The organism is Salegentibacter sp. T436 (assembly GCF_001932675.1).
In the GTDB taxonomy this organism is placed as follows: domain Bacteria; phylum Bacteroidota; class Bacteroidia; order Flavobacteriales; family Flavobacteriaceae; genus Salegentibacter; species Salegentibacter agarivorans.
In genome coordinates this window covers 641,528-654,313 of sequence record NZ_CP012872.1, presented here as the reverse complement: position 1 = coordinate 654,313, position 12,786 = coordinate 641,528, and the positions used below count along the sequence as shown (strand labels likewise).

Genomic DNA, 12,786 nt, shown 5'->3' with positions numbered 1-12,786 from the left:
GACTAAAGTTATTTTTAATCTTTCTCTACCGGCATTGCATCTATAGGATCTTCAAAGGCGATAAAAAGCACGCACGGCGCATCGCCACATTTTGCTGAATGAGGCTTATTAGCCGGGCCATAGGCATACGAACCTTCTTTTAAAGTTTGCGTTTTCTCTCCTTCATATGTTACTTCCATTTGGCCCGAGACAAGAATCATCCTTTCGGGAGACGTATGGGTGTGCATTGGAATATTGGCACTGGCAGGAACTTTAAAAAAGATATCTGCATTTTTTTCAGCGGGATTTCCGTGTAGCACTGCAATATTACACCCATCGGGCATAAAATCTGGGCAGGCACCCCATTCCAAATTCGAATCATTTTCTGTAAATGAAACTGAATTTTCAGTTGTTTCCTGGGCAAAAACTCCGCAAGAAAGAAAGTACATTATCAAAATGACGAAACTCTTTAATTGGTAATTCTGACTATTGATTTTCATAATTTCCTGTTTTTATTGATTAAAACGCTTCTAAAAACAATAGAAGAGTACATTTACCTTTTTAAGATAATTTTTAAACAATACACCAGAAATAAGGGCAATCCTGTAAATATGTAAAAACCCCGAAGTTTCTGCTTCGGGGTTTTCAGTTTTTAAGCTTTTGCTTCCAGTTTTCGTTGTTTTCGCTCCTGGCGCTTATCAGCGGTTTTAACCTTGGCTCTGTTTACCAGGTAAAACATCACGGGAACTACAACCAGTGTAAGGAAGGTGGCAAACACCAACCCAAAGATCACCGTCCAGGCCAGTGGCCCCCAGAAGATCACGTTGTCACCACCAATAAATACTTTTGGATCGTAATCTGTGAACAAACTAAAGAAATCTATATTCAATCCTACTGCCAACGGAATTAAACCAAGTACGGTAGTAATTGCGGTAAGTAATACAGGTCGCAACCTCGATTTTCCACCTCTCACAATACAGTCATAATACTGCTCACGGGTAAGTAAATCATCATCATCTAAATTCAGGTCGCGCTTTTTCCGGTCTATAAGAATTTGTGTATAGTCAATAAGTACAATAGCATTATTTACCACAATCCCCGCGAGGGAGATGATCCCCATCATCGTCATAATAATAATGAAATCCATCTGGAAAATAATAAGTCCAAGGAAAACACCCACCAAACTCAATACCACTGCCATAACAATGATAATTGGTTTAGACAGCGAGTTGAATTGTGCCACGAGAATAAGCAGGATTCCACCCATCGCGATAAGCAAAGCTTTAAGTAGAAAAGCCATGTTCTCTTCCTGTTCTTCCTGCTCACCTGTAAATTCCAGGGTGATATCTTTTGGAAGATCATAACTTCTAAGCGCTGTTTTTAACTGGCCCACAATCTCGTTGCCATTATAACCCTGAAGCACGTTTGAGTAGAGGGTTATTACCCTTTTCAGATCTTTTCTTTTAATAGAACTAAAGGAAGAGGCAGATTCTGTAGTAACCAAAGAAGAAATTGGCACCTGAATTATTTCTCCCGTGTTCTGATCTTTAAAGGTAATTGGCTGGTTGAATAATACGTTTTCATCATAACGATATTCATCAGCAAACCTTAAGTTTATTTCGTAATCATCATCACCTTCTTTGAATGTAGAAACCTCTTCGCCATAAATAGCCCTTCTTAAAGTTTGTCCTACTTGCGAAGTAGTCACTCCAAGCTGTCCCGCTTTTCTTCGATCTACATTTACACTTAATTCGGGTTTAGATTTGTTAACGTCTATTTTAAGTTCCTCGATTCCGGCGATACTAAGATCGTTAACGTAGGAACGTAAGTTTTCAGCCTCCAGGAGCATTTGTTCATAATCTTCACCTTTAAGCTCCATATTTATTGGATAACCCGTGGGTGGGCCGGCAGCATCTTTTTCTACCACAATAGAAGCACCGGGGAATCCCTGAACGGCTTCCCGAACTTCAGATAGAACTTCGCTACTGCTCACACCACGCCTTTCGGTAAACTCACGCATAGAAAGCGTGACCTTGGCTTTATGTGGCATTTCATTTTGTTGGCCACCATCGGTTTGAGGATTTCCTGCACCTTCACCAACCTGAGAAATGGCTGACTCTACCATAAAGTTGTAACCATCTTCATCTTCGTACTGCTTAATAGCGTCAAAAATGCGTTGCTCCACCTCTTTGGTAAGGGCGTTGGTTTTATGAATATCGGTTCCCTGAGGATATTCAATATAAGTGATAACCTGGTTTGGTTCATTTTCAGGAAAGAATAAAACCTTTGGTTGTACCAGGCCAATCAATACAAAAGAAACGAACAGTAGGAGTAAGGTTCCAAAAAACGTTAGATAAGCTTTCTTTCCGCGTAGCGCATATTTCAGGGTTTTTTCATACGCATTTTCCATTTTTTTTAGTGCCGTGTATTGAAAATACTCCACACCTTTGGAAATAAAATATTTATATACCCAAAGTAAAATAGCAGCTAAGATTAGTATATTTCCAAAAGCTCTAAGTGCCCCTGCATCTACTACAAAACCTACTATTAAGAGTAGTGCTCCAAATACTGCGAGAATAGAACTTATTTTTATAAGCCTCTTTTTTGTGAATTCTTCCTCTTCGGTTCTCATAAATTGGGAGGTAAGCATCGAGTTGATGATTAGCGCGACAAAAAGAGAAGAACCTAAAACTATAGACAAGGTAATTGGGAAAATTACCATAAAACTACCAATTATACCCGGCCAGAGTCCCAGTGGGAAAAAAGCAGCTAAAGTTGTAGCGGTTGAAGCAATAATTGGCCAGGCAATTTCACCTAAACCTTGTTTTGCAGCCTGTTTTCGCGGCATACCTTCGTCCATTAATGTATAGACGTTTTCTACCACCACAATACCATTATCCACAAGCATTCCAAGCCCCATGACCAGGGCAAAAAGTACCATGGTATTTAATGTATATCCCATACTGGAAAGAATAATATAGGAGAGGAACATAGATAAAGGAATCGCAATCCCGACAAACAATGCGTTTCTAAACCCGAGGAAGAACATTAAGACCAAAACCACCAAAATTACCCCAAAAATAATGTTGTTCACCAGGTCGTCTACCTGGCTTCGGGTGTTGGTAGAAAGGTCGTTAGTAAGGCTTATGTGTAAACTCTCCGGCAGATATTCTTTCTGCTCTTTTTTTACAATTTCTTTGATCTGGTCTACGGCTTCGATCATGTTTTTACCGGCACGTTTTTTAACGTCCAGCATCACCACCGGGTCACCATATTCCCGGGCAAAAGTGGTTGCATCTTTTTCCCTAAAATTAATTTTAGCAATATCCTGAAGGAAAATATTACCACCATCGGTTTTTACCACAACATTTTCGAGCTCGCTGGGATCTTCAATTTCCCCAACAATCCTTATGTTTTTCTGTACTCCGCTGGTAATTACATTTCCACCCGAAATTGTTCGATTTTCACCACTCACGGCATTTACAATATCTGAAAAACTAACTTTTGAAGCCGTCATTTTATAGATATCTACTGCGATTTCAACCTCCATTTCTTCAGCACCACGAATACTCGCTTCTTTTATCTGCGGAAGTAATTCTATGCGTTCCTGAAGGTATTCGGCATATTCCTTTAACTGCTGAACGGTGTAATCTCCCGTTAGGTTGATGTTTAGAATAGGTTGTTCTTCGGAAATATTAAGATCGAACACATTGGGTTCTACTTTTGCGCCATTATCTAAAGTAGGCCAGGTAGTTTCGGCTTTTACCATATCTACCTTGTCTTTTACCTTGGTTTTGGCACTTTCTACTTCAACATCTTCTTCAAATTCTACAATTACCAGGGAGTAATCCTGGAAAGTAGAAGAAGAAATCTCTTTTACTCCCGCAACATCATTAAACTCTTCTTCGAGCGGTTCGGTGATGAATTTCTCTACGTCTTCGGCAGAGTTCCCGGGGTTAATTGAGCTAACATAAATTTTGGTTTCCACAACCTCGGGAAAGGTTTCCCTTGGCATATTGTAGTACGACATGAGCCCGCCAATCATAATAATGGCGATAATTACATATACCGTCATTTTATTATTGATGGCCCAGGACGAAAGCTTAAATTCTTTATCTAAATTCATTGCAGCTTAGTTTCTTATTTTAATTTCCTGACCATCTCTAAGGTTTTTTGCACCTTCCACAATCAGGGTTTCACCTGTTTCTAATCCGTTGGTTATTTCTACTTTATTATTATAGGAATATCCTGTTTCTACAATCTTTCTTTTTGCAGTACCAATATTTTCTTCTCCTTCTTTTTCCTGAAGCGTGAATACCACACTTTCTCCTTGCGAATTTTTAAGCAAAGCATTCTCTGGAATTACGATGGCGTTTTCTGCAGTATAATCGTTTAATCTAATGGTTGCGATTTGATTTGGTTTTATCATCCCGTTTTCATTGGGAACTGCAACCTGAATACTGAACGAACGGTTGTTAGGGTTAATAGTGTTTCCAACCCTTCTAATTTCACCTTCAAATTCACGATCCAGGGAACTAATTTCTACAATTACCTCGGTACCTTTTCCCACAGTATTTAGATAATTTTCTGGTACAGCAGCTTCTACATACATATTCTTTAGGCTTACTAAACGGAATAACTGACTTTGTCCAGGGCTTACAACTTCGCCCTGCTCGGTAAGTACTTCGTCTATAATACCGCTAAAAGGTGCTCTTACAATAGTTTTATCCAGCTGTGACTGTAATCTTTTTACTGAATTCTGCATAGATTCGTAATTGGTTTTAGCTTCTAAATACTGCATTTCAGATCCAATATTTTGTTCCCATAAACGCTTCTGGCGTTCAAAAGTGGTTTTGGCTAAAGTTGCCTGGGTTTCCAATTGAGCCAATTCGCTTGAAAGTCCGCCGTCATCAATTTTAGCAAGTACCTGTCCCTTATTTACCTGTTGGCCTTCTTCTACCCGAAGATCTTGCAGAATTCCTGAAAATTCAGAATAAATTACAATGTTCTCATCGGTAGCTACATCTCCCTGTACTTCGGCGTAATGCTTAAATAAAGTATCGCTAATTTGTTGAATTTCTACCAGGTCTAAACGCCGGGTTTTATCTAAACGGTCTATAGCCTGATCCAGTTTGTCTAACTTTTGAGTAAGATCACTTTGTTGCTGACTTAATTCAGATTTCTTGGCTCTAATTTCAGCAAGATCTTCATTTTCTATAATTTCTTCTACAGATTTTCCTTCCTCATTGCTTCCGCAGGAAAGCAATAGAAGTGGAATACTTAATAAAACAGCTAACTTTTTCATTCTTAATATTTGATGGGTATATTTAATCTTCATTGTTATATTTTCTGGTATCCAATAGATTTTCTAATTCTACCTTGGCAGTTATTACATCCAGCATGGATTGCAAAAAGTCTTGCTGCGCCTGGTAAAGTTGGCGTTGTGCTTCGCTAAGCTCAAAACTGCTGGCAATTCCTTCAAAAAATTTAATTTGATTTTTATTTTCTATCCTTTCGGCCAATTCAAGGTTTTTCTTTTGGGCCTGGTAGTTCTCAAGGCTAAATTCGTAATCACTTTTAGCTGAATTTATTTGGCGTTTTACTTCATTTTCAGTTTGTTCCAGTTCTACCATTGCCTGTTCGTAGGCAATTTGTTTTTGCTGAGTTCTGGAGTTTCGCATACCGCTGCTAAAAATGGGAATATTTAAACTCACCCCTAAAATAGATTGGCCAAAATATTCCTGGTCCTCATCAAAAAAGGTAAACTCCTGGCTAAAGCCCTGAACTCCATAATTTAGAAATCCGCTTAAAGAAGGCAGCGCTTTAGATTTTTCTAATTTCACTTCTATTTCCCGGGAATCGGCAGTATTGGCGGCAATACGATAATCTATATTTTCTTCTACCGGAATTTCTTCCTGTAAAAGTTCCAAATCAAAATATTGCATTGCTAAAGTGTCTAATTCTTCGGTTAGATTCACAGGTATTTCTACCGGAATCCCGAGTGTTAGATTAAACATTTCGTAAGCGATGTCTCGCATCCGTTTACTTCTGCTTAAGTTATTTTTTAAATTAAGCAATGTGATTTCCAGCTGTTCTACATCTTCCTGTTCGGCGAGCCCATTTTTATAGATCTCGTTGGTTTCATCGTAATTCTTCTGAACGTTTTCCACGTTTTTTTGAAGAATAGCTACGTTTTCTTCCGCCAGTAAAACATTTCCGTAGGCATTAATTACTGCTTTCTTTATTTCGAGATCGGTTTTTGTTTTCGCATTTTCAGAAATTTGAAGCAAAGTTTTGGCCGATTGAATTCCTACAATATAAGAACCGTCAAAAATTAACTGGTTCCAGGTGGCAGTGGCGTTTACGTTGTGCTTTGTGCCAAAAGTAACGGGGATAAATTCGCCGCGTTCTCCTCCTGCAATTTCGGCGGGAAGTAATTGTACGGGTAGTTTTAAATTGTTTTGGTAATCGCCGGTGGCACTTACCTGGGGTAATCCCTGGGCAATAATTTCCCATTTTTGCTTCAGGGCAATTTCAACATCTTTTTGCGCGTTTATTGAAGAATAATTATTCTCCAGGCCAAACTGTATAGCTTCTTCCAGTGAAAAACTGTAATCTTCCGGAGTTTCCTGAGCTATGCTGCTTAGCGAAATCAGTAAAATTAGCAGGTATCTAAATTTCATTTTTTTGCTTATTAGTTTTAATTAATTCTTCCAGGGTATTTAAACCTTTCTGTGTGCAAATGGAGTTGAGGTGGTATCTTAAAAAATAGTCCATCAATTTTGCATTGCTGTATTCGTCTTCTGGGAAGAGGTTTTTATCTTTTATACCCAGCATTCCCACAAAGTAAATTCTGCTTACAAAAGATATAGGAATGTCGCCCTTGTAATGACCGGTAGTAATGCCTCGTTCCAGGTTGTCTATTACAATACGCTGTACAATTTCAAATTGTTTGTCCCTTAGCGGATAATAGACCTCGGGATAATACTTTTTTAGCTGAAATTGAGGGGAACTCTTTTCATTTTTCAGCATTTGCATGGCATACTTTTTCATCTCGTAAGATTCTACAATAGGATTTAATTTTTTAGCGCTAAGAATGCTAATTCCCTGCTCAATTTCTTTAATTAAATACTCTACTGTAGCCTTCACTAACTTGGTTTTTGTGCTAAAATGTGCATAAATGGTTTTCTTTGAGATAGCCATTTGTTGCGCAATGTCATCCATCGTTACACTTTTAAAACCGAGTCTTAGAAAGAGGTCTGCTGCATTTTTTAAAATATCTTCTTTCACTTTTTCTGTAATTTCGTGCAAAACTAAAGCAAGGAAACTTAAAAAACAACAAAAGTTTCCTTAGTTTTTAGTAATTTAACTTCTCTTATAGAATTTGAAGTACGCTCAATTATGTATTTTAGCCGGAAAATTTTTTTGGTATGAAGTCTGTTGCTGAATATAGAGAAGCTTTCCAGGAGTATTTAGATCTTAAAATGCAGGTAAGAAAGCCTGAAAATCTTTACGAACCTATGAAGTATATTCTGGGTTTGGGGGGTAAACGCTTAAGGCCTGTTTTGGTACTTATGGCCACCGATATTTTTGAGGCAGACTATAGAAAGGCATTAGATGCCGCACTTGCCATAGAGGTTTTTCATAATTTCTCTTTGGTTCATGATGATATTATGGACGATGCGCCTTTAAGACGTGGCCAGGAAACTGTTCACGAACGCTGGGATATAAATACCGGAATTCTTTCTGGCGATGCCATGCTTATAAATGCGTATCAGCTTTTTGAAAATTATGAAGGCGAAACTTTTAAAGAATTAGCGCGTTTATTTACCAAAACAGCTATTCAGGTTTGTGAAGGCCAGCAATATGACATAGATTTTGAAACCCGGGATGATGTTGCCATAGAGGATTATATAAGAATGATAGAATTTAAAACCGCGGTTCTGGTTGGGGCTTCCTTGCAAATGGGAGCCATAGTGGCCGGCACTTCTACGCAATGTAAAGAAGCGGTTTACGAATTTGGACGCTTGTTGGGAATTGCATTTCAGCTTCAGGACGATTATTTAGATGCTTTTGGAGATCCAGAGACATTTGGAAAACAACCCGGTGGTGATATTATTGAAAACAAGAAAACCTTCCTTTATTTAACAGCTCTGGAAACTTCCGGAGCAAGTGAAGCCCAGCAGTTGGAGCATTTATACACGATTAATCCGGCAGAAACTTCAGGAAAAATAGAAGCGGTTAAAAATCTTTTTGAAAGTAGTGGCGCTGCAGAATTAACGCGGCAGGAAATAGAAAAATATACCAATAAAGCTTTTGATGTTTTAGATAAAATTGAAATTGCTGAAGAGAAAAAAATTCCGTTAAGACAATTCGGGGAAATGCTTATGAATCGTAAGGTCTAATTTACGGCAAAATCCCGATTGAGAGATTCTTAATTTTTAGGCGGTTACACCTAATATATTTGCAAACAATAAACAATTTTGGGGACATCCTGAAGTTTCTACTATGTTAAACTTCTTATAATTCATAAGATAAATATATAGTTTGCTACCCCCTGTTTTTGCTAAAAATTGTATTTTTGCTGTGTTTTACACTCAAAAGAAACATTAGTTTCAAATTATGGATAGATTTTCATTTTTAAATGCTGCACATACGGCATATTTCGCCGAACTTTACGATCAATATCTTCAGTACCCCGATAGTGTAGAGCCCAGTTGGAGGGCTTTTTTTCAAGGTTTTGACTTTGGAATGCAACAAAACGGAGTTTCTGCGGAAACTATGGAAGAAGCTCCAGTAGATTTCCAGGAAGGAGAAATTCCCGAACACGTTACAAAAGAATTTAAGGTAATTAGACTTATAGATGGTTACCGAACCCGCGGCCATTTGTTTACCAAAACAAACCCGGTAAGAGAGCGCCGCAAATATCGCCCAACCTTAGGTATTGAGAATTTTGGCCTGGAAGAAAGCGATTTGGATACTAAATTTAATGCCGGGGAGATGCTTGGCATCGGGCCCAGCACGCTTCGGGATATAATAAAACATCTTGAAAAAGTTTATTGTGAATCTATCGGGATAGAATATATGTTTATTCGGAAACCTGAAGAAATTCAATGGATTCAGGATAAGCTGAATAAGAATGAGAATCATCCTAACTTTAGTGATGAGGAAAAAAAGAAAATCCTGAAGAAGTTAAATCAGGCCGTTTCCTTTGAATCATTTTTACATAGAAAATATGTAGGTCAAAAACGTTTCTCGCTAGAAGGTGGAGAAAGTTTAATCCCGGCCTTAGATGCGCTTATTGAAAAAGCAGCAGATTATGGGGTAAAAGATTTTGTAATGGGTATGGCCCACCGTGGGCGTTTAAATACCCTTACTAATATATTCGGAAAAAGCGCTAAAGATATTTTTAGCGAATTTGACGGAAAAGATTATGAGCAGGATATTTTTGATGGAGACGTAAAATATCACCTGGGCTGGACTTCCTGTAGACTTACAGATAATGGAAAAGGAATAAACATAAATATAGCGCCAAACCCTTCGCATCTAGAAGCGGTAGGACCTGTTGTAGAAGGTATTACAAGAGCCAAGCAAGACAGGCATTATGGTGGTGATAATATGAAAGTGCTTCCTATACTTGTGCATGGTGATGCCGCTATTGCAGGGCAGGGAGTTGTTTATGAACTTGTGCAAATGGCTAAGCTGGAAGGTTATCAAACCGGCGGAACCATTCATATTGTTGTAAATAACCAAATTGGATTTACCACAAACTACCTTGATGCGCGATCGTCAACCTATTGTACCGATGTTGGGAAAGTAACGCTTTCTCCAGTATTGCACGTTAATGCTGATGATGCTGAAGCTGTAGTTCATGCGATTTTATTTGCTTTAGATTTTAGAATGAAGTTTAAGCGTGATGTATTTATAGATTTATTAGGTTATAGAAAATACGGGCATAATGAAGGTGATGAACCTAAATTTACCCAGCCTAAATTATATAAAGCCATCGCAAAACATAAAAATGCGATGGATATTTATGCCGAAAAACTTAAATCGGCAAATATTATAGACGACGATTACCTTAAAAAGCTTGAAGAAGAGTATAAGGCAGATCTTGAAGAGAATTTAGAAGATTCCAGGAAAGAAGAAACCACCAAGATCACTCCTTTTATGTACGATGAGTGGGAAGGTTTTGATAATGTGCGTGAAGAGGAAATGATGAAGGAGTTTGATACCACCTACAAGATAAAAGATCTTGATAAAGTGGCTGAGGCGATCTCTAAATTACCCGAGGATAAGAAGTTTATGCGTAAGGTGAAAAAGATTATAGACCTGCGTAATCAACTTTATTTTGAAGATAATAAGCTGGATTGGGCTATGGCCGAGCATCTCGCTTATGGTTCTTTAATGAAAGAAGGGTATAATATTAGAATTAGCGGTCAGGATAGTGAAAGAGGTACATTCTCTCACCGTCACGCTATTGTAAAAGTAGAAGATAGTGAAGAAGAAATTATTCTTCATAATAATATAGAGGGCAGAGATGGCGATTTCTTTGTGTATAACTCCCCGCTTTCAGAATACGGCGTAATGGGGTTTGATTATGGCTATGCTATGGCAAGTCCTAAAACCCTGGTTATTTGGGAAGCCCAGTTTGGAGATTTCGTAAATGGTGCGCAAATAATGATAGATCAGTATATTTCTGCTGCAGAAGATAAGTGGAAATTACAAAACGGATTGGTGCTTTTCTTACCTCACGGTTACGAAGGCCAGGGTGCAGAACACTCTTCAGCCAGAATGGAGCGTTTTCTGCAACTTTGTGCAAAAGATAATATGTATGTGGCAGATGTTACTACACCGGCCAATATGTTCCATATCTTGCGTAGGCAGATGAAAGCAGGTTTTAGAAAACCATTGGTTATTTTTACTCCAAAAAGTTTGCTAAGACACTCTAAAGTAATTTCAACTAAAGAAGATTTTGCAGAGGGAAGTTTTCAGCCTGTATTAGACGATCCAAAAGCGAAAGTTAAAGACGTAAAATCTTTAGTTTTCTGTACCGGTAAATTTTATTACGATTTATTGGAATATAAAGAAGAAAACGATCGTGACGATGTAGCCTTAGTACGTGTGGAGCAATTATTCCCGCTGCCTATTGAAAAAATGAAAGAAGCGATCAAGAAATACAAAAATGCAGATGATGTAGTATGGGCCCAGGAAGAACCAAGAAATATGGGGGCTTACGGGCATATGTTATTGCATTTTGATGAAGCTAAAAACTTTAGGGTTTGCAGTAGAAAATTTTATGGTTCTCCGGCTGCTGGAAGTTCTGTAAGATTTAAAAAGCGTCACGATAAAGTGATTGCAAGTGTTTTTGACAAAAATTTAGAAGAATAAATTAATATAGAATTTAAGGTTTTCGCTTTCGCGGAAATAACAATAAAAAATAAAAACAAAGATCATGGCCTTAGAAATGAAAGTTCCTTCTCCGGGAGAATCTATAACCGAAGTTGAAATAGCCGAATGGTTAGTTGAAGACGGCGACTACGTAGAAAAAGATCAGCCAATTGCAGAAGTAGATAGCGATAAAGCTACACTGGAACTTCCGGCTGAAGCCAGCGGTATTATCACGCTCAAAGCCGAGGAAGGTGATGCTGTGGCTGTAGGAGAAGTGGTGTGTCTAATCGATACCGAAGCTGAAAAGCCTGGTGGAGGTGATGATAAAAAGGAATCTAAAGAAGATAAAGAAGAGTCTAAAGATGATTCTTCAGATAAAAAGGAAAAAGAAGATAAGGATAAGGCCGAGGCTAAAACCCAGGAACCTTCTAAATCTTCAACACCTTCTCAAAAACAGGATTCTCATGCAAAAGGTAGTCCGTCTCCTGCTGCTAAAAAAATCCTTGACGAAAAAGGCGTTGATGCTAAGGATGTAGAAGGAAGTGGAAAAGATGGCCGAATAACTAAAGAAGATGCTGTACAGGCAAAAGCTTCTATGGGAAGCCCGGGTAAAGGAAAACGCGGGGAGTCTAAGAAGAAAATGTCTATGTTGCGTAGAAAAGTAGCTTCTCGATTGGTTTCAGTTAAAAATGATACCGCGATGCTTACTACTTTTAACGAAGTAGATATGCAGCCTATCTTCAACTTAAGAAAGAAATACAAAGAGGAATTTAAAGATAAGCATGGCGTAAGTCTTGGCTTTATGTCTTTCTTTACATTGGCCGTGGTTCGTGCGCTAGATCAATATCCAGGTGTGAATTCTATGATAGATGGCGATCACCAGGTAAGTTTTGATTATAAAGATATTAGTATAGCGGTTTCTGGTCCAAAAGGTTTAATGGTGCCGGTAATAAGAAATGCTGAAAATCTTAGTTTTAGAGGAGTAGAAGATGAGGTAAAACGTTTAGCTACTAAAGCCCGTGACGGGAAAATTACCGTAGATGAAATGACCGGTGGTACTTTTACTATTACAAATGGTGGAGTATTTGGTTCTATGCTTTCTACTCCAATTATTAATCCGCCGCAAAGTGCAATTTTAGGAATGCACAATATTGTAGAACGTCCTGTGGCTATAGATGGTCACGTAGAAATTCGTCCTATTATGTATGTAGCCCTTTCTTACGATCATAGAATAATTGATGGAAAAGAATCTGTAGGTTTCCTTGTAGCAATTAAAGAAGCTATAGAAAACCCTGAAGAATTATTGATGGATAACGATGTAAAAAGAGCCCTGGAGCTTTAAGCATTAGAATACATATAAAACAAAAAAGGCAGCCACACGGCTGCCTTTTCAATTTTTAAATAATAAATTAAAAC

The 12,786-nt window shown here is 38.2% G+C and carries 8 protein-coding genes; 3 read left to right on the top strand and 5 right to left on the bottom strand.

Going from position 1 to position 12,786, the window contains the following annotated elements:
* Positions 1–14: 14 nt before the first annotated feature.
* The 5 genes from AO058_RS02810 to AO058_RS02790 all read right to left on the bottom strand — a co-directional run bounded on the left by AO058_RS02810 (position 15) and on the right by AO058_RS02790 (position 7,269).
* Complete coding sequence (locus AO058_RS02810) at positions 15–479, bottom strand: cupin domain-containing protein (protein ID WP_075325136.1); 465 nt, start codon at positions 477–479, stop codon at positions 15–17.
* A gap of 152 nt (positions 480–631) precedes the next feature.
* Positions 632–4,105, bottom strand: coding sequence for an efflux RND transporter permease subunit (locus AO058_RS02805; RefSeq protein ID WP_075325135.1), 3,474 nt, complete (start codon positions 4,103–4,105; stop codon positions 632–634).
* A 6-nt stretch (positions 4,106–4,111) separates the two neighbouring features.
* On the bottom strand, positions 4,112–5,284 hold the full coding sequence (locus AO058_RS02800; RefSeq protein WP_075327866.1) for an efflux RND transporter periplasmic adaptor subunit: 1,173 nt from the start codon (positions 5,282–5,284) through the stop codon (positions 4,112–4,114).
* Between the two features lie 22 nt (positions 5,285–5,306).
* Complete coding sequence (locus AO058_RS02795) at positions 5,307–6,662, bottom strand: TolC family protein (RefSeq protein ID WP_075325134.1); 1,356 nt, start codon at positions 6,660–6,662, stop codon at positions 5,307–5,309.
* Positions 6,652–7,269, bottom strand: a complete 618-nt coding sequence (locus AO058_RS02790) for a TetR/AcrR family transcriptional regulator (RefSeq protein WP_075327867.1) — start codon at positions 7,267–7,269, stop codon at positions 6,652–6,654. Before AO058_RS02790 ends, AO058_RS02795 begins: the two co-directional genes overlap by 11 nt.
* A gap of 140 nt (positions 7,270–7,409) precedes the next feature.
* Here AO058_RS02790 and AO058_RS02785 point away from each other — a divergent pair, with 140 nt between their 5' ends.
* The 3 genes from AO058_RS02785 (at position 7,410) to odhB (ending at position 12,712) form a co-directional block, all read left to right on the top strand.
* Complete coding sequence (locus tag AO058_RS02785) at positions 7,410–8,384, top strand: polyprenyl synthetase family protein (RefSeq protein ID WP_075325133.1); 975 nt, start codon at positions 7,410–7,412, stop codon at positions 8,382–8,384.
* Between the two features lie 217 nt (positions 8,385–8,601).
* Complete coding sequence (locus AO058_RS02780) at positions 8,602–11,370, top strand: 2-oxoglutarate dehydrogenase E1 component (protein WP_075325132.1); 2,769 nt, start codon at positions 8,602–8,604, stop codon at positions 11,368–11,370.
* Between the two features lie 64 nt (positions 11,371–11,434).
* Entirely contained in the window at positions 11,435–12,712 is a 1,278-nt protein-coding gene (odhB, locus tag AO058_RS02775; protein WP_075325131.1) for a 2-oxoglutarate dehydrogenase complex dihydrolipoyllysine-residue succinyltransferase, read from the top strand.
* The last annotated feature ends 74 nt before the right edge of the window (positions 12,713–12,786 follow it).

Coding starts and splice junctions, on each gene's coding strand:
- AO058_RS02810 (WP_075325136.1), bottom strand. CDS start 479: ATGAAAATCAATAGTCAGAATTACCAATTAAAGAGTTTCGTCATTTTG.
- AO058_RS02805 (WP_075325135.1), bottom strand. CDS start 4,105: ATGAATTTAGATAAAGAATTTAAGCTTTCGTCCTGGGCCATCAATAAT.
- AO058_RS02800 (WP_075327866.1), bottom strand. CDS start 5,284: ATGAAAAAGTTAGCTGTTTTATTAAGTATTCCACTTCTATTGCTTTCC.
- AO058_RS02795 (WP_075325134.1), bottom strand. CDS start 6,662: ATGAAATTTAGATACCTGCTAATTTTACTGATTTCGCTAAGCAGCATA.
- AO058_RS02785 (WP_075325133.1), top strand. CDS start 7,410: ATGAAGTCTGTTGCTGAATATAGAGAAGCTTTCCAGGAGTATTTAGAT.
- AO058_RS02780 (WP_075325132.1), top strand. CDS start 8,602: ATGGATAGATTTTCATTTTTAAATGCTGCACATACGGCATATTTCGCC.
- odhB (WP_075325131.1), top strand. CDS start 11,435: ATGGCCTTAGAAATGAAAGTTCCTTCTCCGGGAGAATCTATAACCGAA.